The organism is Streptomyces sp. NPDC057565 (assembly GCF_042801455.1).
GTDB lineage: Bacteria > Actinomycetota > Actinomycetes > Streptomycetales > Streptomycetaceae > Streptomyces > Streptomyces yanii.
The window spans coordinates 848,582-870,636 of the sequence record NZ_JBHVFU010000001.1 but is presented as its reverse complement, the minus strand read 5'-3'; the positions used below and the strand labels follow the sequence as shown (position 1 = coordinate 870,636).

The following is a 22,055-nucleotide window of genomic DNA, read 5'->3' as shown; positions in this document are numbered from 1 at the left end:
ACTGCTGTCTCCGCCCTCTCAGCCGGCCGGGGACGGGGGTACGGAGAACCGCGGCGGGGTACGCAGGTGCTCGCCGACCCGTTTGACGAGCCGGGCCATCTCGTAGGCGACCAGTCCGATATCGGCGAAGGCCGTGCTCAGCACGGCGAGGCAGGAACCGTCCCCGGCGGCTACGACGAAGAGGAAGCCGTCGTCCATCTCAACCATCGTCTGACGTACCTCCCCGACCTGGAAATGCCGTCCGGCGCCCTTCGCGAGGCTGTGGAATCCGGAGGCGACCGCGGCCAGGTGCTCGGCGTCCTCGCGGCTGAGGGCGCTGGAGGCGCCCACGGCCAGGCCGTCGCTGGAGAGCACCACGGCGTGCAGGACTTCGCCGACCCGGGCCACCAGATCGTCCAGCAGCCAGTCGAGTTCGCCCGAGTGCCTGTGCGTCTCGGTCCGCTCGTTCGCGATCACGCGTGGTCTCCTTCGCTGAGGGGACGGGGTTCGGTGGTGGTTCGGTGCGGCGCCGTGGTGCCCGGGGCGGCGCCGCCGCCGCGAACCCAGCCGTTGCGGTAGGCGGTCATACGGTCCCTGGCCTGTTCCGGGGTGCGCTCAGCCGGTCCGACCATGCCGTTCCCGTCGTCGATCCGCGTCGGCTCGGGCCGGGGCTCCTCGCGCAGTTGCGGAACGAGGTGGGCCTGCCGGACCCGGCGGGGAAGTGAGCTGTCGTCGTCCCCCTCGGTCTCGTGGGACTTCCGGGCTTCCCTGCTCGCGGCGGCTTCCTGGCTCTGGCTGGATTCCGCGCTCTCCCGGATCCCACGGGTTCCATGCTCGGCCCCGGCCGGCTCATCGCTCCGGTCCTCGACCGCTCTGCGAGAGCGTGGGCGCAGCGCGGTGACTCCGGCCGTGGGCAACGTCCGCGACTCCAGCGCAGGCACCGGAACCGGGGCGGGGAACGCGGTCGCCGCCTGCGAACGCACCGCGCGGAGGCCCTGGCCAGGTCCGAACGCCACAGCGTCGCTTTCCTGCTGACGCTCGACCAAGGCCTTCTCCGGTACGGCCTGTTCCCCACCCGCCGGGAGCGCGCCCTGCAGCAGTGCGGTCGGCAGCAGGACCACTGCCGTCGTTCCGCCGTACGGCGAAGTGCGCAGCTTGACCTTGATGTGGTGCCGGACCGAGAGCTTGCTGACCACGAAGAGGCCGAGCCGGTCGCTGTCGAAGAGGTCGAGTGCCTCCGCCTGCTCGATGCGCCGGTTGGCCTCGCCGAGGAGTTCGTCGCCCATGCCGAGTCCGCGGTCCTCGATCTCCAGGGCGTAGCCGTTGCCCACGGGTTCGCCGGTGATCCGGACCTTGGTGTGCGGCGGCGAGAACTGCGCGGCGTTCTCCACGAGTTCCGCGAGGAGGTGGGTGAGGTCGGCGACCGCCGTACCCTTGACCGCGGCATCCGGCAGTTGCCGCACCTCCACCCGGGCGTAGTGCTCGATCTCGGAGACGGCCGCGCGTACGACATTCGTCAGCGGTACCGGCATTCGCCAGGCGCGTCCGGGGGCCGCTCCGGACAGGATGATCAGACTCTCCGCGTGTCGCCGCATCCGGGTGGTGAGGTGATCGAGGCGGAACAGGTCGCTGAGTTCGCCGGGATCGTCCGCGCGGCGCTCCATGCTGTCGAGGAGGTTGAGCTGGCGGTGGACCAGCACCTGGCTGCGGCGGGCGAGGTTGACGAATACCCCGGAGATGCCGTCGGCGAGTTCGGCGCGTTCGACGGCGGCGCTGAGAGCGGCCCGGTGCACGGTGGCGAGGGCCTCGCCCACCTGGCCGATCTCGTCGTGCGAGGTCGGGCCGGGCGGTGCCTCGGCCTGGATGTCGAGTTCCTCGCCCGTCCTGAGGCGCTGCATCGCACGGGGCAGTTTGCGGCGGGCGATCTCGAGGGCACTGTTACGCAGGCCGACGAGTTCGACGACGAGCTCACGACCGATGCGTACGGAGATCACGAGCGAGGCCGCGACGGCGACGCAGCCGAAGAGGACGGCCGCTCCGGACGGGCTGAACAGTCCGCGGGTGAGCGGGTCGGCACGGTCCGCAGCGCGTTCTGCGGCTCCGGTCCCGATGGTGCGCCATTGGCTCCGTACGCTCGCCGCGGCCGGTTCCCAGTCGGCGGCGGGCACCGCCCGGGCGGCTTCCGAACCGGGTCGCGCGGTGAGCACCCTGTCCTCGGCATCCTCGATCCGGTGGTAGGCGGACCGCGCGGTGACCTTCTTCCAGGCGGCGCGTTCGGTGGGAGGGAGATCGGCGCCCGCGGTCTCGGTGAGGTTCCTGCGGGTCTCCACCGCCCCGGTGAACTGGACCAGTTGGCGGCCGTCGAGGCGCCTGGTGAGGGCGGCCGTGGCGAGCAGTGCGTCCTCGCGGGCCAGCATCTCGTCGGCGCGGGCCAGTTCGAGGAGTACGCGGGCGTCGGACCCGAGCGCGTCGCCCTGGATTCCGGTGAGGGCGCCGGAGACGCCGAAGCCTGCGGTCACGGCCTGGGTGTACCGGTCGTACACGGCGCTCTCGTCGCGCTCCCGGCTCCCCGTGCCCCCGTCCGCGCGCAGATCGTGCACACGGTCGAGGAACCGGTCGATCCGGTCGACGACGTCGGCCGGGAGGCGGCCGTCGTCGGCGATGGTGTGGTCCTTGTCCAGTCGCAGCGCGGCGAGCGCGGTATCGGTGCGTTTGGTCTGCTGTTCCAGTGCCTTGGCGTGGGCGCTGCTGGGCGCGGCGGTCTGGATCAGGGCGGCTCTGCGTTCGGCCTGGAGGGCGGTGACGGCGGTGGATGTCGGCGCCCGCACTTCTTGGTCCGCGCGTTGCAGCTGCCGCAGCCGTGCCACGTCCTGGGCCGTACTGACCGTGGCGAAGCCCCAGAGAGCCAGCAGCGAGACGACGGGCACCACCAGCAGCGAGATGACCTTCGCGCGTACGGTCCCGGGGCGCAGGGTTCGGCGTCCACGTGGCCCGGACGTCTGCTGTGCCAGCAGCAGATGTGCGTCGCGTTCGGCGCTCTCGTCGGCCGGCGGCCCCGCGTGCGCGCGGCGACCGCGCGCAGTGGGCGCGGGACCGGGCCGGGCGGCGCTCGTCGTGCCGGGGTCCGGGGTCGTGCGGGGTGGGCGCATGGCCTCCTCGTTCCGGGTGTGGAGCTGAGTTGGGGCGAAAGGGGGCTGTGCTGTGACGTCAGGGCGTCACGGACGGAAAGACGTCGTGGCCGCGGGAGCCGCGCCGGGGGCGGGGATCACCTCCGCGCTGCGCGGGGCGCGTCGAGGTCCCGTCGGCCGCCGGTTCCGTGGCGCGCCCGGCGGAGACGTAGGCGGCGCGCTCCCGGGCCGTCGGCGACAGGGCGACGAACGCCGAGGTCAGGAAGAGGTATGAGCCCAGGCCGACGGCGAGGGGAAAAATGAACTGCATCGTCGTGGCCCCGGGGAGTTCGCTGCCGGAGGGGGCGACACTCACGCTGACGGCCATCATTCCGGTGTAGTGCATGCTGCTGACCGCCGCGCCCATGACGAGCGAGGCGAGTGCGACCGCGCGCGATGACTTGATGTTGAGTGCTGCCCACAGAGCCGCCGTCGCGGCGACGACGGCGATGACGACGGAGAGAACGACCCGCAGGGGATCGAAGTGGATCGTGCCGTGCAGCCGCAGCGCCGCCATGCCGAGGTAGTGCATGCTGGCGACGCCGAGGCCGGTGCCGACCCCCCCGACGGCCAGCGCCCGGGTCCGGTCGCGGCTGTAACCGACGGCGAAGACGCCGCAGCCGACCACCAGCATGGCCCCGAGCAGACTGAGCAGGGTCAGCGGCACGTTGTAGCGGATCTCGGTGCCGGTCACGCCGAAGCCGAGCATCGCGACGAAGTGCATCGTCCAGATGCCGGTGCCGAGGGCGGAGGCAGCCGTGACCAGCCAGTTGCGACGCGAACGGCCGCTCGTGTCCAGTGCGCGCACAGTACAGCTCAGTCCGAGCGCCGCGCCGATCGCTGCCATCACGTACGACAGTGCGGGTGTCAGCCAGCCGAAGGTGGCGTGGTCCAGGTGTCCCATGGATCGGGGACGCTAGTCGCCATGGGGGCGCACGTTCGGGGCGCATTTCGAAAGCTGCCGGAATATGACAGAGAGATGATCCCGAAAGATCGGGCCGCGCTCGAACATGCACATCACCTTCCGTCCGGTTCACTCCGTTTCGCTCCGGTTGCCGGTGCGCGATCATGTCCGTATGGCCGATGACCACACACACGTCCAGGACTTCTTCACCGCCCGCGCCGCGGACTGGGACACCCGCTTCCCGGACGACGGTCCGGCCTATGCCGCCGCTGTCGAAGCCCTCGGGCTGCGCCCCGGCGACGCCGTCCTCGACGCGGGCTGCGGTACGGGACGTGCGCTGCCCGCCCTGCGGGCCGCCGTCGGGCCGCACGGTACGGTCCTGGGCGCCGATCTCACACCGGCGATGCTGGACGCGGCGGTGCAGGCCGGACGCGACCGCAGTGGTCAGCTGCTCCTCGCGGACGTCGCACGTCTGCCGATGCGGTCGGGTGTGCTCGACACGGTGTTCGGTGCCGGCCTGATCTCGCACCTGTCGCGCCCCGGGCCGGACCTGGCGGAGCTGGCCCGCGTCGTACGTCCAGGAGGGCAGCTGGCGCTGTTCCACCCCATCGGCCGGGCCGCGCTGGCCGCTCGCCACGGCCGGCAGACAACGGACGACGATCTGCGGGCCGAGCCCAACCTCCGGCGGCTGCTCGCACGTTCCGGCTGGCAACTGGTCTCGTACACCGATGAGGACGCACGGTTCCTCGCACTCGGCGTCCGGACGGGCTGACCTGGGCCCGGCTCACGCGGCCACGCGCTCACTCGACCGGGGCGCCCGGCCGCCGCTTGTGCGGGATCGGGCAGCCACCGACGCCGGGGGTCGGGAAGGTACCGAGCTCGCCGACCTCGTAACCGTCCGGATAGCCCTTGATCTCCGGGTTCTGGCGCGCATAGTGCGCGGTGGACCGGGGCGGCAGCAGTCGCACGGCCCTCGCCCGCAGCCGCAGCGCGCCCCGGGTGAGATGGCGTGCGACAGGACCCGGTCGTTCGTAACGGAACGCCTGCAGCAGCTCATCGTCGAGGAGCGCGAGGCTGGCCTTGCGAACGACGGGTGCGAGCGGGCCCGGATACCAGGAGCCCATCAGTGCCAGCGTGGCGTCGGAGACACTGCGCGCGCCTTCGTCCCAGCCGAAGTACTCGTCCTCGTACGTGTCGAGGGTGCGCTCGAATTCCTCGAAGGTCTGTGGCACGTCCTTGATGCCCATGTGCGCGCCGAGAGTGCGGTAGTAGACGGCGAACGCCCGCAGTTCATGCTCGGAGAGGCGGCGCCAGCCGTAGCTGTCGATCCAACGCTTCGGGACCACGACGAACGTACACAGCACATAGCGCATGTCGTCGTTGCTGATGTCGTAGCTGCGGTGCATCTGGTTGATCCGGCGGATCGCCGTGCGCCCCGGGTCGCTGTCGAAGCCGTGCTCCACCACAGTGTCGAGGAGCAACGCGGTGTCGTCGTACCGCTTCTGCGAACGATCCGTCAGCTCAGCTGTTTCGGCGAGGAGTCGGCCGATGCTCGGAACAGCGTAGGTGCGGTACAGGGCCAGTTCGAGCGCACGGGTGATGTCCCAGGGGAACTCGTACGTCGCCGTGAGCCGGTAGATCTCCAGGAAGTCCAGCTCCGGATCGAGCCGCCGGATCTCCTTCAGCCGGTCGTATCGCTTCACCGCACTGCCCCCCCCTTGCTCAGTCGAAGGTCAAACTCTACGCGGAAGGGGAAGACCGTAAGTATGTACGACCGCACCACGCGTGCACGGCTCCCCGGAAGGCGGTCCCCCATGATCGACATGCTCAGCAGTCTGCGGAAGGCTGTGTCACCCGGCCGAAAGGGTGAGCGGCCCGCGCCGCCGCGCGATGAACGGCAGCGCAAGCAGCACAATCTGTTCGACGCGGCCGCCACCTATGTCGCGGCTTGCGTGGAGGACGACCAGGATCGGATCGACGAGGCGAGCGGTTGGGTGTCGCCCGAGGCACTCTCCTTCGGCGTGAACGAGCTGGCCTGCCGGGCGGTCGCCGCACTGGCGCGGGAGACCGGACAGTCGCCGCAGAACGTGGCTCGTACGCTGCTCGGCCTGCCCGTCGACTGAACCGCGACATCCGCTTGCCGCGGCTCGGTGAGTCCTGCCTTGTCAGGGCCTCGACGGCCGCGTTAACCACTGGTTAAGGTGCGCCGACGGAAAACGATGAGGGACGAGGAGGGTGCTGTGGCCGGGACGGACGACACAGTCGCCGACGAAGACGCACTGTATGTGCTGACCGCGGTGCTGCTGACACCCGCGCAGTTCCCGAGCGTGCTCGGGGACGACTACCCGGCGGCCTGCGCGGCACTCGGCCTCGAACCGTACGCCGAGGGTTACGGGCTGGTCCTCGGGCAGGACGACGGCGGGGCCCGGTGGACCGTCGTCGTCGATGACGTGTCCCTGGTTGCCGTCGCCATCGCCTCCTGGGACTGCGGTATGGAGTACGACCTCTCCCCCGACGACCGTTCGGTGGTCTGCGCACTCCCTGGCTGGCCGCTGGCGCTGGCGGTCGCCGCGCCGGGGGTGCCGGCGCCGCACGATCCGCTGCCGGACCCGGAGGCCGAGGGAACCGATCTGCCGGCGCTGACCCCTCCCGACACGGAATCGTGGGGGCCCCCGCAGCGGCGGCTGGGGGCGGACGAGATCGCATTGCAGTGGGCGGCGTGGCGCGAGCAGATCGACGACGCCACGGCGTTCGCGGGTACGGACGTGGCGGGCAGCGCCGATGACACAGCAGGCGAGAACGCCGCAGACGTCATGCACGCTTCGGACCCCTCGGGCTCCGCGGACGAGCTGGGCGCGGGAGACCCCGATACCGGCGCAAGCACCGACGCGGACACCTCAGCCGACACTGCCGATGCCGATGAGGAGCGCCCGGCCGACGACACCGTGTCCTCCGGCGGCCATCCCGGTGTCCGACGTGTGCTGGAAGAAGCCCATGCGTACGTGGACAGCCCACCGCCGCCCGGACGTATCCGCTCCTCCTTCGCCCCCGGTGGCGCCCGCACCCTGCGAGCCGACGGCCCCGGCTGGTCCATGGTGGCCAGGACCGATGACATCGCATTCATCCTGCTGGACGAGGAACCCGGCGAGGTCCTGCCGGTCGGCCGCGGAACGGAGCTGCCCGGTCTGCTGAAGGCGCTCGAAGCGCTCGCCGTGCGACCGGCCTGAGTCGCGGCGCCGCCTACACGGCCGGGCCGAGGCCCAGGGCGTGCCGGGCCGAGGCCCAGGGCGTTCGCCCTGCTCCGTCCCGGCCTCCGCCGGTCGCGAGCCGGCCTGTGGTTGAGCCGGGGCTCCGCCGGCCACCTGCGCGGCCCGGCTGCCCTGTTCCGTCGGCCTCTACACACGCTCCAGCGGTCGGTGCGGTCCAACGGGCAGTTCGACCGTGACCGGGTCGCCGGGCCGGACCACACCGCCGGCCCTGACGACGCTCATGATCCCGGCCTTGCGCACGATGTTGCCCGCCTCGTCCCGGCCGACGACCTGCTTGAGCAGCCCTTCCTGGAAGGTGTCGATCTGCAGGCACGGGTTGCGCAGCCCGGTGACCTCGACGACGGCCTCGTCGCCGAGGTGCAGAAGCGTGCCTACGGGCAGCGCGAGGAGATCGACGCTGCGCGTGGTGACGTTCTCCCCGAGGTCACCGGGGGCGACCTCGAAGCCCTCTGCACGCAGCTCGTCGAAGAGTTCCTCGTGGATGAGATGAACCTGGCGCAGATTCGGCTGGGTGGGGTCCTGTGCGACGCGGGAGCGATGCTTCACCGTGGCTCCCGCATGCACATCTCCCTCCACTCCGAGTCCGGTCAGCAGGGTGACGGTCTGCCGGTTCGGCTTGGTGAATGAGTAAGCCCCGCTACTGCTCACCACGGTGACGGTCCCGTTCATCTACGAAGAACCCCTTTCAGCGGCCTATTTCCTTGCGGGTGATCCTGCGGAGCCTGCGCCGCTGGGAGGGATCCAGCATCAGGTAGGCCACCGTCGGCACTCCGATCAGCACCAGCAGCGACAGCCAGAATCCGATGAACGGCATCAGGATGACTGCCGCGACGACTCCCCCGATGGCAATCTTTGCGCTGTTCGACATCGTCCACGCCTCCTACGCGGCTCACGCCGCTCCTGCTGTGAGAACGCCTGTGCGTCCCCATCGGTTCCGGCCCGCGACGGCAGGCCTCCCGCCGGATCACCTCAGCGGTTCACCGACCTCGTGCATGTGCTGCAGCGCCTGCCGGTAGGACTCGATGAGTCCGGTCTCCGCGTACGGCATTCCCAGCGCCTCGCAGTGGGCGCGCACCAGGGGCTGCGCCCGGCGCAGATGGGGGCGGGGCATGCTCGGGAAGAGATGGTGCTCGATCTGGTAGTTGAGCCCGCCGAGGAACCAGTCGGTGAGGACGGCGCCGCGCACATTGCGCGAGGTGAGGACCTGCCGCTGGAGATGCCCCCAGCGCTCGCCCTCGGGATCGGGCATCTCCATGCCCTTGTGGTTCGGCGCGAAGGCCATTCCCAGGTGGAGCCCGAAGAGTGCATGGTGCACGAGTGCGAAGACGACGGCCTTGCCGGGAGACATGACGGTGAGGAGCAGCGCCGCGTACAACCCGAGGTGGGTGACCAGGAGGGCTGCCGAGAGGGCACGCTCACGGGCCGGCTGCTGCCGCAGGTACTGGAAGCCGGAGATCTTGAGGGCGATGCCCTCGAGAAGCAGCATCGGGAAGAACAGCCGGGCCTGGTTACGGGTCAGCCAGCGGGCGAAGCCTTCGCGCTGGGCCGCCTGCTTCTGGGTCCAGACCAGGGCGCCGACACCGACGTCGGGGTCCTTGTCGATGTGGTTGGGGTTGGCGTGGTGGCGTACGTGTTTGTCGTTCCACCAGGCCTCGTTCATGCCGAGGAGCAGATTGGCGTGGATCAGCCCGATGATGCGGCTCGCCTGTCGGTCGCCGGTGATCTGGGCGTGTCCGGCGTCATGGCCGAGGAACGCGGTGCGGGCCCAGAACACCGCCAGCGGCAGGGCGAGCAGCAGGGTCCACCAGGTGTTGCCGAGAAGGGCCAGGCCTGTCGTCACGGCGCCCAGGGCGAGGAGGTTGACGGCGATGCGCGCCGCGTACCAACCGGTGCGCCGCTTCAGAAGTCCCTGAGTCTTGACGGCCCGCAGGAGAGGCGCGAAGTCGCTCCCGGCACTGCCGGCTGTTCCGGTGCCTCGCTCGAATCCCGCCGGTGCGGCAGTTCCGGTGCCTGGGGCGTCTCGCGCGTCTCCGGCACTGTCCGCACTGCGGGCACGGTCGCGGGTGCGGTCCGCGATGACTACGGCCTCGGGCATGGCGTCTCCGGTCTCTGGGAGGCTTGATATGTGCTCTGACCTGTTGAAACGTACGGGCAGGGGCCGCACGCCAACCATGGCGCCACCACCCGGGATTCGGGGGGGCAGCCCCCTCCCCGCAGAGGGGTGCTGGCTACACCCGACCGCCCACAGACGTCCATGGAAGTGATGTGGATCACGGCGATGGCACTCCCGGACACCGCTGTCGTGGAGTACCCTCGGCGACCTTGGCATCCACTAGTCAAATTTGAGGAATCCGACATCGCCGTGCACAGGCTTCCCGCGCCGACCTCCGCCGAGATCTCCGCGCTCTCCCGCTGCTCCGTCGTCTTCCTGCCCTCGGACCCCGCCCGCACCGGCCGGGTCGCCTTCTGCCATCCGGACGGCAGCAGCCCGCCCGACGCCCCCGGGACGGTCGGGGAACTGACCGTCGTCGGGGCCGATGCCCTCCCGTACCGTGTTCCGGCCCTGCTGCTGCCCGTGCGCGACGCCCTGCCCGTTCTGACCCGCGCGCGGGCGGCCACGCACTCCCATCCCGCGGCGGCGTTCTGGGGCGCTGCCGCACTCCTCGCCCTCCAACTCGCCGCCCGCGGACTGCTGCTGCCGGGGCTGAGCGCCACGGACCACGACGCCTGGCGGACCGGCCCCCTGACGGCCTCCGATCTCGACCGGATCCGTGACCTCGCGGCCTCCATGCCCCCCACCGCCCATGCGGTGCCGCTCGACGAGGACGCCGAGCCCGTACTCCTGCCGGAGCCGGAGCGGCTGCTGCGCGCATTCCTGGACGCGGTCACGGACGGCCTGCCGCGCACACCCGCAGCGGTATTCGCCACCGGCAGCCCGGCATTCGCCGTCGACACACCGCAGCGTCTGCCGGACCGTCGCGGCTGGGCCGCTGATGTCGCGGCCGGGCACGACGCGGGAGTGCGGCTCTCGCTGCGTATCGAGCTCACCGGTCCTCCCGGGGTGTACGAGGACACCGAGCCGGACGCCGGGCCGTCCTTCCGTGCGGTCGTGCAGATCCACAGCGTCAGCGATCCGACGCTGGTCGCCGATGCCGCCGACGTCTGGGCTGGCAACGCACCGACCGCGACGGCGTTCGGTCCTCGGGCCCGGATGGACGCCCTCCTCGCGCTGCGCCGCGCCGCCCGCGCCTGGCCGCCGCTGGCTCCGCTGCTGTCGGCCGCCGTCCCGGATTCCGTCGATCCGGCCGATGAGGAGATCACCGAACTGCTCGGCCCTGCCGCCCGGGCGCTCGCCGCGACAGGGGTCCAGGTGCACTGGCCCAAGGACCTCTCCCGTTCCCTCACCGCACGCGCGGTGATCGGCCCGCCGGACGACGAGAACGGCGGAGACGGCAACGGCGCATCCCGCAATGGGCGGTCCGCGTCGGACGCCCCGTCGTTCCTGTCCGCCGACGCGCTGCTGGCGTTCAACTGGTGGTTCGCACTCGGCGACCAGAAGCTGAGCCGCGCCGAACTGGACCGCCTGGCCGAGGCCAGCAGGCCGCTCGTCCGGCTGCGCGACCAGTGGGTGCTCATCGACCCCGAGGAGACGCGCCGCGCCCGCGAGGCGCAGGACCGCAAGGTCACCCCGATCGACGCACTCGGCGCCGTACTGACCGGTTCCGCCGAGGTCGACGGCCGCAGAGTCGACGTACAGGCGACGGGCTGGCTCGCCCAGCTGCGGTCCAGACTCGCCGATCCCGAATCGGGCGAGCAGCAGACGATCGGTCAGCCCGCCGCGCTCGCCGCGACGCTGCGGGACTATCAGCTGCGCGGTCTGAACTGGCTGCACACCATGACCTCGCTCGGCCTCGGTGGCTGTCTGGCCGACGACATGGGGCTGGGCAAGACCATCACGCTCATCGCCCTGCATCTGCACCGGCAGAGCGTCGACGAGGCGGCCGGACCGACCCTGGTGGTCTGCCCGGCCTCGCTGATGGGCAACTGGCAACGGGAGATCGAGAAGTTCGCCCCCGGCACACCGGTGCGCCGCTTCCACGGCGCGTCCCGAAGCCTGGAGGGCCTGGGGGACGGCGAGTTCGTCCTCACCACGTACGGCACGATGCGGCTCGACGCGGCAAGGCTCGCCGAGGCCGGGTGGTCCATGGTGGTCGCCGACGAGGCGCAGCACGTCAAGAACCCGTACTCGGCGACCGCGAAGCAGCTGCGGACGATCGGCGCGCGAGCGCGGGTGGCACTTACCGGCACCCCGGTGGAGAACAACCTCTCCGAACTGTGGGCGATCCTCGACTGGACGACACCCGGGCTGCTGGGCCGGCTCGGCACGTTCCGCACCCGGTACGCGCGGGCCGTGGAGGGCGGCAGCGACCCGGCGGCGGCCGAACGGCTCGCCGCGCTGGTCCGGCCGTTCCTGCTGCGGCGGCGCAAGTCCGATCCGGGCATCGCTCCGGAACTGCCGCCGAAGACGGAGACGGACCGTACGGTGTCGCTGACGGCGGAGCAGACGGGCCTGTACGAGGCGGTGGTACGGGAGACCCTGGCCGAGATCTCCGGCGCAGACGGGTTCGCCCGACGTGGCCTGGTGATGAAACTGCTGACGGCGCTGAAGCAGATCTGCAATCACCCGGCGCAATACCTCAAGGAGGAGCGGCCGCGGATCGCGGACCGTTCGGGGAAGCTGGAGCTCCTGGACGAACTGCTCGACACGATCCTCGCGGAGGATGCGAGCGTGCTCGTGTTCACCCAGTACGTGCAGATGGCGCGGCTGCTCGAACAGCATCTGGCAGCCCGTGGAGTGCGTACCCAGTTCCTGCACGGGGGCACGCCGATCGCCGAACGCGAGGCCATGGTGGACCGGTTCCAGGCGGGCGAGGCTCCCGTCTTCCTGCTGTCGCTGAAAGCGGCGGGCACGGGGCTCAACCTCACCCGGGCCGGCCATGTCGTGCACTTCGACCGCTGGTGGAACCCGGCGGTGGAAGCACAGGCCACCGACCGCGCGTACCGCATCGGGCAAACCCAACCGGTGCAGGTGCACCGGCTGATCGCCGAGGGAACGATCGAGGACCGGATCGCCGACATGCTGGCGCGTAAAAAGGGTCTCGCGGATGCCGTGCTCGGTTCCGGCGAGTCGGCGCTGACAGAACTGACCGATGCGGAACTGGCGGATCTGGTGGAGTTGCGAGGGGGCGCGCGATGAGTGACGACTACGGGAACGACGCATACGGGTTCGACGGGTACTCATCGGACGACGTCGCCGATGAGGAGTCGGCACCGGCGCAGGAGCGCACCTTCGCCGCCCTGCCGCCGGCGCGGGGCCGCGGTTTCGCCGAGTCCTGGTGGGGCCGTGCATGGTTGAAGGCCCTCGAGGACACGGCGCTGGACGGCGAACAGGTCAAGCAGGGGCGCCGGTTCGCCCGCGAGGGGCGGGTCGGCGCGGTCTCCGTGCGGCCCGGTCGGATCACCGCGGTCGTCCAGGACCGGGATTCGACCGCGTACCGCAGTGATGTGCTGCTTCAGCAGCTGAGCGAGGAGGAGTGGGACCGGTTCCTGGACATGGCGGTCGACCGTGCCGGGCACATCGCCGCGCTGCTCGACCGGGAGATGCCACCGCACCTGGTGGAGGACGCGGCGGCCGCCGGAGTGGATCTGCTGCCGGGCATCGGAGATCTGGATCCTGAGTGCACGTGCAAGACATGGGACCACTGTCCGCACTCCGCCGCCCTGTGCTACCAGGTGGCGCAGCTGCTGGACCAGGACCCGTTCGTACTCCTGCTGATGCGCGGGCGCGGCGAGCGGCGGCTGCTCGACGAGCTCCAGGTGCGGATCGCGGTCCGTGCCGCGCAGCGGGAACCCGCGGAGCCCTCCGCTGCGGAGAACCGTCGGGTGCGCGGTGTACGGGCGGACGAGACGTTCGCCGCGCGGGACATCCTGCCCCCGCTGCCCGCTCCCCCGCCGCTGCCCGCGGAGCCCGGCCCCGCCCCGTCGCTGCACATGGAGACCGAACCGGAGCCCGGTCTCGATCCGGCGGCACTGGAGGTCCTGGTGACGGACAGTGCGGTACGCGCCTACCGGATGCTGGCGGACGCCCTTGCTCCGGGTCACGAACAGCAGCCGGTGCAGCACGAGTTGACGCCTGAGCAGGACGTGGTGAGGCTGGTCGCCGACGCTCGTCCCGAGCCCTGGATCGTGACCCGGCTGAGTACCGGATCCGGGCGGCCGCGGGCCGAACTCGACGCGGCGGTGCGAGCTTGGGGTTATGGCGGGGTGGCCGCGCTCGCGGTGCTCGACGAGGAATGGGCGCCCGATCCGGAGTCCCTCGCCAGGGCCCGTGCGCGGCTCGCCGAGGCGTGGGAGGACGGCGAGCGCCCGCAGTTGCGGGCGGCGGGAAACTGCTGGACCGTTGCGGGCGGTGGCGTACAGCTGCGGTACGGGCGGGACGGGCGCTGGTGGCCGTACCGCAAGGAGCGTGGTCGCTGGAACCCTGTGGGCCCGGCGGACGACGATCCGGCGGCGGTGCTGGCAGGCGCGCTCCGCGACGGTCAGGTCCTGGCCGACGGATCATCGACAGAGCCATGACCGGACGCCGCCGTGGCGACAGCTGCGGCGCCGCGCCGCGTTGTCGCAACGTCCGAATACGCCCAGTATGAGGACCCTCCGCCTTGCGATGCACCGCATCTGACGGTTGTCGAGTTGACGCGCTCCCTGCACGGCTGATCCGCCGTCCCCGCACCCCGCACCCAACTTCCCTTCCCGCAAACAACTTTCGGCGTCCTACTGTCTTCCGCCACCCGTGCGGCGGCCGTACGGTAGGGCGCGCGAGACGCTCGGCCGTACATCGGACAACGCATTCCGGTCAGCGGACCAGAGGGGGTCACGGGGTGTCGGGGGAATCGGGTTCCGTGCTGTTGCGCGACGCCGTAGGGCTTCGCGAAGTTCTTTTCCAGAGCATTACGGCGATGGCGCCCGCCGCGGCCATCGCCGCATCCATCCCGTCGGGAGCCGCGTTCGCCGGCGGCAGTCTGCCGTTGTCCGTGCTGGTGGCGCTGGTGGCCTGTCTGTTCACCGCGTCGTGCGTCGCGGAGCTGGCCCGCCATCTGCCCGCGGCCGGTTCCGTCGCCACATACTCCGCGCAGGGCCTGCATCCGGCCGTCGGCTTCCTCGTCGGCTGGGGCTATGTCTTCGTCGAGGCGCTGGTGCCCGCGCTGCTGTTGCTGCAGCTCGGCTTCACGACGGCGGGCACGCTGCACCAGGAGTGGTCGTCCTACCCGGCGGACCTGTGGTGGCCGTGGTCGCTGCTGGGCGCAGTGATCATCGCACTCGCGGGCTACTTCGGGGTACGGGCGTCCGCCCGATTCGGCACCGTCCTCGGCATCTTCGAAGTGCTGGTCTTCGTCGCCTTCGCGGTGCTGCTGATCGGGCAGGCCGGCTCGGACAACACGCTGTCGGTGTTCGGTACGTCGCACACCGCGGACGGCTTCGACGGAATCAGCGGCATCTTCGCCGGCTCGGTCTACACCGTGCTGGCGTTCGCGGGCTTCGAGGCGGCGGCGCCGCTCGCCGAGGAGACGAAGAACCCGCGGCGCACCATGCGACGGGCGGTGCTCGGCGCCGCGCTGTCGATCGGGCTGGTGTACGTCCTCACCACGTACGCCATGTCCGTGTACTTCGGGCCCGACCGGTTCGCCGGGTTCGGCGCCTCGGGGGCGGCGTCGTGGGAAGGCGTGGCGCGGGCCTCGTTCGGGCTGTTCTGGGTCCTTCTCTTCCTCGCCGTCGTCAACTCGACCGTGGCCAATGCCAATGCGTGCGCGAATGTGTCGACGCGCACGGCCTTCGCCCTCGGCCGAATCGGCGTGTTCCCACACGCGTTCGCGCGGCTTCATCCGCGCCGTCGCTCGCCCGTCACCGGTGTGGCCGTGCAGTTCGTGATCGCGGTCGGCGCGGCGCTCGGGCTCGGCTTCGGTTATGACCCGGTGACCGCGTTCGTCCTCCTGGCGACCGTCATCGTCACCGTGATCATCGGCGTGTACATCGTCGTCAACCTGGCCTGCGCCGGGTACTTCCTGCGCCGGCGTCGCGAGGCGTTCAATCCCGTACTTCATCTTCTCTTCCCGGTACTGGGCATCGCGGCGTTCGTACCGGCGCTGCTGACGGCCGCCGGAATCCCGGCCTTCGACTTCGTCTCGGAGCTCAGCGCCCCCGTTTCGTACGCGGGGCCGGTCGTCGGTGTCTGGATGCTCATCGGCGTCGTTGTACTGGTGGTGCTGGTGCGCAGACACCCGGAGCGGGTGGCCCAGACCGGACGGATCCACCTGAACGAGGCCCCGGAGGCCGTCGTCGACATCGGAACAGGAGCAGAACAGCGATGAGCGACCCGCGGATCCTGACCGTGCGCCCCAAGGAGGGCGAGTACGCATGGACCTTCGGCGGTGCGGCGCCGGTGGCCCGGATCGAGCCCGGCACCTTCCTCGATGTGTACACGGAGGACTGCTTCGCGGGCCGGGTGCGCTCCGAGAAGGACCTGGTCTCCGCCGTCTGCGAGTTCCCGTTCCTCAACCCGCAGACCGGTCCCTTCCATGTGGTCGGGGCGGAGCAGGGCGACACCGTCGCGGTGCACTTCGTGTCGATCGAACCGGCCAGGGACTGGGCGGCGTCCACGACCGTGCCGCTGTTCGGGGCCCTGACCTCCACTCATACGACAGCGTCGTTGCAGGCCCCGCTGCCGGAGGTGGTGTGGATGTGGCAGCTGGACCGGGCTCGCCGCACCTGCCTGTTCAGCGCCCGGGACAGCGACATCCAGGTGGAGCTGCCGATGGATCCGATGCACGGCACCGTGGGGGTGGCTCCCGCCAATCTGGAGGTGCGGTCCGCGCTGGTTCCCGACGCGCACGGCGGGAACATGGACACGCCCGAGATGCGGGCCGGGGTCACCTGCTATCTGGGTGTCAATGTCGAGGGCGCGCTGCTGAGTCTGGGCGACGGACACGCCCGCCAGGGCGAGGGCGAGACCTGCGGGGTCGCGGTGGAGTGCGCGATGAACACCGTGGTCCTGGTCGAGCTGCTGAAGAGAGTGGCGACGCCGTGGCCGCGGATCGAGTCGGATACCCATCTCATCTCGACCGGTTCCGCCCGCCCTCTCGAAGACGCCTTCCGCATCTCGCAGTTGGACCTGGTGCAGTGGCTGGCACGCGACTACGGGCTTTCCGAGCTCGACGCGTACCAACTGGTCAGCCAGGCCGGTGAAGCGCCGCTGGCGAACGTCTGCGACACCAACTACACCTGCGTGGCGAAGATTCGCAAGGACTGGCTGCCCGCGGGCGATCCTCATCGTGGACTGCACCGACACCTCCGCGAAACCGCCGCCCTGCTCCCCACCCCCTGACTCCGCACCCCGTACACCGTCTTCCCCACCCCCTCCCCCCACAGGAGCGTTGATGCACCGCAGAAGGATTCTCCAGGGCGCCGCGGCGACCGCCGCGGCGGCACTGCTGCCGGCTTCCACCCGCGCCGCGGCTTCGGCTGCAGCGGGCAGCACCGACTACCCGCTCGCGCACTGGACGCCCGCGTCCACGTCGAACTACACGGCATCCAAGCGCCCTTCGGCCTATCCGGTGCAGTACGTGATCATCCATGTCACGCAGGAGACGTTCTCGGACACGGTCGGCATCTTCCAGAATCCGGCGAAGCAGGTCTCCGCGCACTATGTGGTGCGTTCGGGGGACGGGTACGTCGCGCAGTGCGTACGGGAGTAGAACATCGCCTGGCATGCGGGCAACTGGGACTACAACACCCGCAGCGTCGGCATCGAGCACGAGGGCTGGGTCGACCAGCCGGCGTACTTCACCAACGCCCTGTACGAGCAGTCGGCTCTGCTGACCGCATCGGTGTGCGACCGCTACGGCATCCCCAAGGACCGCGCGCACATCCTCGGCCACGCCCAGGTCCCGGGCACCGATCACACCGACCCCGGCCCCAACTGGGACTGGGTGCGCTACATCCGCCTCGTCAACCTCTACAGCACCGGCTGACCCGCTGCGGGTCCGATGACTCCCCGCACCGAGGTTGTCGCAGAGCCCGGCTGCGACGACGATGGGGATGCACGGAGTCCCCCGGACGGGAGAGTGAGTTGACGGACCCCTGGGTGGCGCTGACAGCCGACACCGACCCCGGCGAACGGCTCGGCGAAATGCGCCACGCACACGAGGTGTTCACCACCGCCGGACGGCTGGAACGACCGGTACGTTCCGTGGTCGGCGAGTCGTGGCGGCGCTCCGCGCGGGCCCGGGTCAGCCCGGACGGTGCGGCCCTGGTCGAGCTGGGCCCGGACGAACTCGGACCGTACCGGGAGGGACACCCCCTCGCCCGCGCCATGCCAGTGATCCGTGAGCTGATGGGTGCGTACGCGACGGACGGCGAACACCTTCTTGCCGTGTGCGACGCGCACGGCCGACTGCTCTGGGTCGAGGGGCACGCGACGACCCGCCGACGCGCCGGCCGGATGAACTTCGTGGAGGGTGCCCGCTGGTCCGAGTCCGTGGCCGGGACGAATGCTCCGGGGACGGCGATCGCCGTGGACCGTCCGGTCCAGGTGTTCGCCACCGAGCACTTCCTGCGCCCGGTCCAGCAGTGGACGTGCGCCGCGGCGCCGCTGCACGACCCGCACACGGGACGGGTGCTGGGCGCCGTCGACATCACCGGCGGCAATCGGCTCGCCCATCCGCACAGCCTGGCATTCGTCCAGGCAGTGGCACGCGCCGCCGAGTCCCAGCTCGCCCTGCTCGCGCCTGAACCAGTCGGGGAGTCCGTACAGTTGAGCGCACTCGGCCGGGACGAAGCGCTGCTCGTCGCGGGCGGCCGCAAGATCCGGCTCAGCAGGCGGCACAGCGAGATCCTGGTGGCACTCGCGCGTCACCCGGAGGGCCTCGGAGGTGACGAACTGCTGGTCGAGCTGTACGAGGACGAAACGGTGACCCCGGTGACGCTACGGGCCGAACTCTCCCGGCTGCGCAGGCTGCTCGGTCCCGAACTGCTGCTTTCCCGCCCCTACCGGTTCGCCGCTCCGGTCGACGCCGACTTCGACGGCGTGGCTCGCAGACTGGCGTCCGGTGCGTTGGCGGCGGCGCTCAGCGCGTACTCGGGCCCGCTGCTGCCGGGCTCGCAGGCACCGTCCGTCGTCCGGCTGCGACGCCGTCTCGACGATCAGCTGCGGGCCTCGCTGATCGCGCGCGGCGACCCGGGGCTGCTCGCGGACTGGGCATACAGTCCCTGGGGCGAGGACGACCTGCCCGTGTGGCAGGCGCTCGCCGCGGCGGCACCTCCCGGGCAGCGACCGGCGCTGCTGGCACGGGCCCGCACGCTCGACGCCGAACAGCGCTGAAGCCTCTGCCGCCCGGCGCAACGAGGTTGCAACGTTCCCGTCCCTAGCCTCGCGCCGAGGGCCGTCCAACGGCGGGCGGCACCGGATCCGGGAGGCCACAGAGATGACCCGTTATGCTGCGCCGGGCACCGAGGACGCCATCGTCTCGTACGAGTCCCGCTACGACCACTGGATCGGCGGCGCATACGTCCCGCCGGCCCTCGGCCAGTACTTCGAGAACCCGAGCCCCGTCAACGGGCGCCCGTTCACCGAGGTCGCCCGCGGCACCGCCGAGGACGTCGAACGCGCCCTGGACGCGGCCCACGCCGCCGCCCCCGCCTGGGGCGCCACCGCGGCCGGTGAGCGCGCCTCCGTCCTCAACCGGATCGCGGACCGGATGGAGGCGCACCTCGAGGAGTTGGCGGTCGCCGAGAGCTGGGACAACGGCAAGCCGGTACGGGAGACCCTGGCCGCCGACATCCCGCTCGCGATCGACCACTTCCGTTACTTCGCGGGCGCGTTGCGCGCCCAGGAGGGCTCGCTCAGCGAGATCGACGACAACACCGTCGCGTATCACTTCCACGAGCCGCTCGGCGTGGTCGCCCAGATCATCCCGTGGAACTTCCCGATCCTGATGGCGACGTGGAAACTCGCCCCGGCGCTCGCCGCGGGCAACGCGGTGGTCCTCAAGCCCGCGGAGCAGACACCGGCCTCGATCCATGTGTGGCTGAGCCTGGTCGCCGATCTGCTGCCGCCGGGTGTCGTCAACATCGTCAACGGCTTCGGCGCGGAGGCGGGCAAGCCCCTCGCCTCCAGCCCGCGCGTCGCGAAGATCGCCTTCACCGGCGAGACCACGACGGGGCGGCTGATCATGCAGTACGCCTCCGAGAACATCAAGCCGGTGACGCTGGAACTGGGCGGCAAGTCCCCGAACATCTTCTTCGACGACGTCTGGTCGGCCGACGACGACTTCCGTGACAAGGCTCTCGAAGGGTTCACCATGTTCGCCCTCAACCAGGGCGAGGTCTGCACCTGTCCGTCGCGGGCGCTGATCCAGCGCGGGCACTACAGCGAGTTCCTGGAGGCGGGCATCGCCCGCACCGAGAAGATCGTGCCCGGCCACCCGCTGGACACGGACACGATGATCGGCGCCCAGGCCTCCAACGACCAGCTGCAGAAGATCCTTTCGTATCTGGACATCGGCCAGCAGGAGGGTGCGAAGGTTCTGTCGGGCGGACAGCGGATCGAGTACGACGGAGAACTGGCGGGCGGCTACTACGTCCAGCCGACGATCTTCGAGGGCGACAACCGGATGCGGGTCTTCCAGGAGGAGATCTTCGGCCCGGTCGTCGCCGTGACCTCCTTCTCGGACTTCGACGATGCCATCAAGACGGCGAACGACACGCTGTACGGGCTCGGGGCGGGCGTCTGGACGCGGGACATCAATACCGCCTACCGGGCGGGCCGGTCGATCCAGGCGGGCCGGGTCTGGACGAATTGCTACCACGCGTACCCGGCTCACGCCGCCTTCGGCGGCTACAAGCAGTCCGGCATCGGCAGGGAGAACCACAAGATGATGCTGGAGCACTACCAGCAGACGAAGAACATTCTTTGTTCTTACAGCCCTCAGAAACTTGGCTTCTTCTAGAGCCTGAAGTCGGTTGCCTGGAGGCATCGTTGCGCTCCAGGTAACCTGAAACAACGGCTACACTGTGTAATTGACGGTGGCGAGCGCTTCGGCGTACTGCTCATCGGTCACCGGGTCCAGCCAGGTGGTGCCGTCGCCGTCGGCATCGCCGACGACCATGGCGATGTGCGCCATGAGGGTGGTGTCGGTGCCGCCGTGCCAGTGCTCCTCACCGGGCGGGCACTTGACGGTCTGGCCGGCGCTGACGCGCACGACGTCGCCGTCACGGGTGCCGACGAGGCCGACACCGTCGGTGATATAGAGGGTCTGGCCGTTGGCGTGGGAGTGCCAGTTGGTGCGGGCACCGGGGGTGAAGCGGACCAGGGCGGTCGCCAGCCGGGCCGGCTCGGCAGGGGTCTCGATCATGTTGAGGTAGACGTCGCCGGTGAAGCGCTCGGCGGGGGCCTTGGCGGTCGGGGTCTGCGTGACGATTTCCACGGAAGGGGTTCCTTGCTGTGCGGCTGCGGGGAAGTGGTGGGCGGGTGTCAGGCGTCGCGCTCTTCGGTGAGCTTCTTGAGATGGTTGATCGCGGTCATGGCGTTGGGCCAGCCGGCGTAGAAGGCCAGGTGGGTGATGGCCTCGGAGAGCTCCTCGACGCTCAGGCCGTTCTCCAGCGCCACGCCCAGGTGATAGGGCAGCTGTTCGCTGCGGTAGAGCGCGGCGAGGACACTGACGGTCACCAGGCTGCGGTCGCGCGGTGAGAGCCCGGGGCGCTCCCATACGTCACCGAAGAGCACCTCGTTGGTGACCTCGACGAGCTTGGGCGCGATCGCCTCCAGCTCCTTGGGCGCGGACTGCTTGGGCATGCTGTCACTCCTTGTTGCGTATCGGGTCGGCCCCGCCGGGGCGGGAGCCGCTCGGTGGTCACTGGGCGACGTAGCCGCCGTCGACGGGCAGTGCGACGCCGACGACGAAGCCGGCGCCGGGGCTGCACAGCCACAGGACGGCTTGCGCGATCTCGTCGGCGGTGCCGAGACGGTTGATCGGCTGGTTCGCTTCGGCCTCGGCGCGGTCGAGTTCTCCCTTGGCGATCATGTCGCTCACCATGGGGGTGTCGATGGTGCCGGGGCAGATCGCGTTGATGCGGATGCCGCGCGGGGCGTATTCCAGGGCGGCGCTGCCGGTCAGACCGATGACGCCGTGCTTGCTGGCGTGGTACGAGGCGCGGCCGGGGATGCCGACCAGGCCGCCCAGGGAGGAGCAGTTGACGATCGCTCCGCTGCCCTGGGTGCGCATGTGACGCAGCTCGTGCTTCATGCTCGCCCAGATGCCGCGCAGGTTGATGGCATGGACGCGGTCGAAGATCTCGCCCGCCTCCTCGGCGGCGTCGGCCGGCGGGATCTGGATGCCGGCGTTGTTGTAGGCCATGTCCAGGCGTCCGAAGGTCTCCACCGTGCGGTCGACGGCGGCGGCGACCTGGGACTCGTCGGTGACGTCGCAGGTGAGGGCAAGCGCCCTGTGGCCCTCGTCGGTGAGCTGCCGTGCCGCCGTATCGAGGGCGGCTTCGTCGATGTCGGCGAGGCCGACGGCGGCGCCCGCTTCGGCGAAGGCGCGTGCCGCGGCCAGGCCCATGCCGGATGAGGCTCCGGTGACGAAGGCGACCTGGCCGGTGAAGTCGTACGTGGGGTTCAACGGG

General features: G+C 70.4%; 19 protein-coding genes and 1 pseudogene. 10 read left to right on the top strand and 10 right to left on the bottom strand.

Features of this window, described 5'->3' with window-relative positions; translation table 11 throughout:
• Positions 1 to 18 precede the first annotated feature (18 nt).
• Genes ACFU8W_RS03600 through ACFU8W_RS03590 form a run of 3 tightly spaced genes read right to left on the bottom strand, consistent with a single transcriptional unit; the run spans position 19 to position 4,050 of the window.
• The gene (locus ACFU8W_RS03600; RefSeq protein WP_384031900.1) at positions 19 to 456 is read right to left on the bottom strand and encodes a roadblock/LC7 domain-containing protein; all 438 of its coding nucleotides are present in this window, start codon (positions 454 to 456) and stop codon (positions 19 to 21) included.
• Positions 453 to 3,128, bottom strand: coding sequence for a nitrate- and nitrite sensing domain-containing protein (locus ACFU8W_RS03595; RefSeq protein WP_384031898.1), 2,676 nt, complete (start codon positions 3,126 to 3,128; stop codon positions 453 to 455). Before ACFU8W_RS03595 ends, ACFU8W_RS03600 begins: the two co-directional genes overlap by 4 nt.
• Positions 3,129 to 3,186: 58 nt before the next feature.
• The gene (locus ACFU8W_RS03590; protein WP_384031896.1) at positions 3,187 to 4,050 is read right to left on the bottom strand and encodes an MHYT domain-containing protein; all 864 of its coding nucleotides are present in this window, start codon (positions 4,048 to 4,050) and stop codon (positions 3,187 to 3,189) included.
• Positions 4,051 to 4,222: 172 nt separating this feature from the next.
• Between ACFU8W_RS03590 and ACFU8W_RS03585 the strand changes: the two genes are divergently transcribed.
• Entirely contained in the window at positions 4,223 to 4,822 is a 600-nt protein-coding gene (locus ACFU8W_RS03585) for a class I SAM-dependent methyltransferase (RefSeq protein WP_384031894.1), read from the top strand.
• Between the two features lie 28 nt (positions 4,823 to 4,850).
• Here ACFU8W_RS03585 and ACFU8W_RS03580 read toward each other — a convergent pair whose 3' ends face one another.
• Positions 4,851 to 5,753 (bottom strand): oxygenase MpaB family protein, encoded by a 903-nt coding sequence (locus tag ACFU8W_RS03580; protein ID WP_384031892.1) that lies wholly within the window; start codon positions 5,751 to 5,753, stop codon positions 4,851 to 4,853.
• Positions 5,754 to 5,864: 111 nt separating this feature from the next.
• Between ACFU8W_RS03580 and ACFU8W_RS03575 the strand changes: the two genes are divergently transcribed.
• Both ACFU8W_RS03575 and ACFU8W_RS03570 read left to right on the top strand, forming a co-directional pair.
• Positions 5,865 to 6,173, top strand: a complete 309-nt coding sequence (locus ACFU8W_RS03575; RefSeq protein ID WP_345520151.1) for a hypothetical protein — start codon at positions 5,865 to 5,867, stop codon at positions 6,171 to 6,173.
• Positions 6,174 to 6,290: 117 nt separating this feature from the next.
• Entirely contained in the window at positions 6,291 to 7,277 is a 987-nt protein-coding gene (locus tag ACFU8W_RS03570; RefSeq protein WP_384031889.1) for a hypothetical protein, read from the top strand.
• A 168-nt stretch (positions 7,278 to 7,445) separates the two neighbouring features.
• Here ACFU8W_RS03570 and ACFU8W_RS03565 read toward each other — a convergent pair whose 3' ends face one another.
• The 3 genes from ACFU8W_RS03565 to ACFU8W_RS03555 form a co-directional block, all read right to left on the bottom strand.
• Positions 7,446 to 7,988, bottom strand: a complete 543-nt coding sequence (locus ACFU8W_RS03565; protein ID WP_384031887.1) for an MOSC domain-containing protein — start codon at positions 7,986 to 7,988, stop codon at positions 7,446 to 7,448.
• Positions 7,989 to 8,004: 16 nt separating this feature from the next.
• Positions 8,005 to 8,187: a hypothetical protein gene (locus ACFU8W_RS03560; RefSeq protein WP_266977895.1), complete on the bottom strand. Its 183-nt coding sequence runs from the start codon at positions 8,185 to 8,187 to the stop codon at positions 8,005 to 8,007.
• 96 nt (positions 8,188 to 8,283) lie between these two features.
• Positions 8,284 to 9,414, bottom strand: coding sequence for a fatty acid desaturase family protein (locus ACFU8W_RS03555; RefSeq protein WP_384031885.1), 1,131 nt, complete (start codon positions 9,412 to 9,414; stop codon positions 8,284 to 8,286).
• A 267-nt stretch (positions 9,415 to 9,681) separates the two neighbouring features.
• On the opposite strand from ACFU8W_RS03555, the gene ACFU8W_RS03550 reads away from it, so the two are divergent.
• The 7 genes and pseudogenes from ACFU8W_RS03550 to ACFU8W_RS03520 all read left to right on the top strand — a co-directional run bounded on the left by ACFU8W_RS03550 (position 9,682) and on the right by ACFU8W_RS03520 (position 20,380).
• Complete coding sequence (locus ACFU8W_RS03550; protein ID WP_384031883.1) at positions 9,682 to 12,576, top strand: DEAD/DEAH box helicase; 2,895 nt, start codon at positions 9,682 to 9,684, stop codon at positions 12,574 to 12,576.
• Entirely contained in the window at positions 12,573 to 13,955 is a 1,383-nt protein-coding gene (locus ACFU8W_RS03545) for an SWF or SNF family helicase (RefSeq protein ID WP_384031881.1), read from the top strand. The genes ACFU8W_RS03550 and ACFU8W_RS03545 overlap by 4 nt, the downstream gene beginning before the upstream one ends.
• A 302-nt stretch (positions 13,956 to 14,257) precedes the next feature.
• Positions 14,258 to 15,745, top strand: coding sequence for an APC family permease (locus tag ACFU8W_RS03540; RefSeq protein WP_384031879.1), 1,488 nt, complete (start codon positions 14,258 to 14,260; stop codon positions 15,743 to 15,745).
• Complete coding sequence (locus tag ACFU8W_RS03535) at positions 15,742 to 16,758, top strand: acetamidase/formamidase family protein (RefSeq protein WP_384031877.1); 1,017 nt, start codon at positions 15,742 to 15,744, stop codon at positions 16,756 to 16,758. The genes ACFU8W_RS03540 and ACFU8W_RS03535 overlap by 4 nt, the downstream gene beginning before the upstream one ends.
• Positions 16,759 to 16,810: 52 nt before the next feature.
• Positions 16,811 to 17,404 (top strand): annotated as a pseudogene (locus ACFU8W_RS03530) (N-acetylmuramoyl-L-alanine amidase).
• 98 nt (positions 17,405 to 17,502) lie between these two features.
• Positions 17,503 to 18,753: a GAF domain-containing protein gene (locus ACFU8W_RS03525; RefSeq protein WP_345520166.1), complete on the top strand. Its 1,251-nt coding sequence runs from the start codon at positions 17,503 to 17,505 to the stop codon at positions 18,751 to 18,753.
• A gap of 103 nt (positions 18,754 to 18,856) precedes the next feature.
• Complete coding sequence (locus ACFU8W_RS03520) at positions 18,857 to 20,380, top strand: aldehyde dehydrogenase family protein (protein WP_384031875.1); 1,524 nt, start codon at positions 18,857 to 18,859, stop codon at positions 20,378 to 20,380.
• Between the two features lie 57 nt (positions 20,381 to 20,437).
• Here the strand turns inward: ACFU8W_RS03520 and ACFU8W_RS03515 are convergent, their stop codons facing one another.
• The 3 genes from ACFU8W_RS03515 to ACFU8W_RS03505 are packed head-to-tail and all read right to left on the bottom strand — an operon-like array spanning position 20,438 to position 22,051.
• Complete coding sequence (locus ACFU8W_RS03515; protein WP_384031873.1) at positions 20,438 to 20,857, bottom strand: cupin domain-containing protein; 420 nt, start codon at positions 20,855 to 20,857, stop codon at positions 20,438 to 20,440.
• A 47-nt stretch (positions 20,858 to 20,904) separates the two neighbouring features.
• On the bottom strand, positions 20,905 to 21,225 hold the full coding sequence (locus tag ACFU8W_RS03510) for a carboxymuconolactone decarboxylase family protein (RefSeq protein WP_366025962.1): 321 nt from the start codon (positions 21,223 to 21,225) through the stop codon (positions 20,905 to 20,907).
• A 58-nt stretch (positions 21,226 to 21,283) separates the two neighbouring features.
• Positions 21,284 to 22,051: a glucose 1-dehydrogenase gene (locus tag ACFU8W_RS03505; RefSeq protein ID WP_384031870.1), complete on the bottom strand. Its 768-nt coding sequence runs from the start codon at positions 22,049 to 22,051 to the stop codon at positions 21,284 to 21,286.
• Between the last annotated feature and the right edge of the window lie 4 nt (positions 22,052 to 22,055).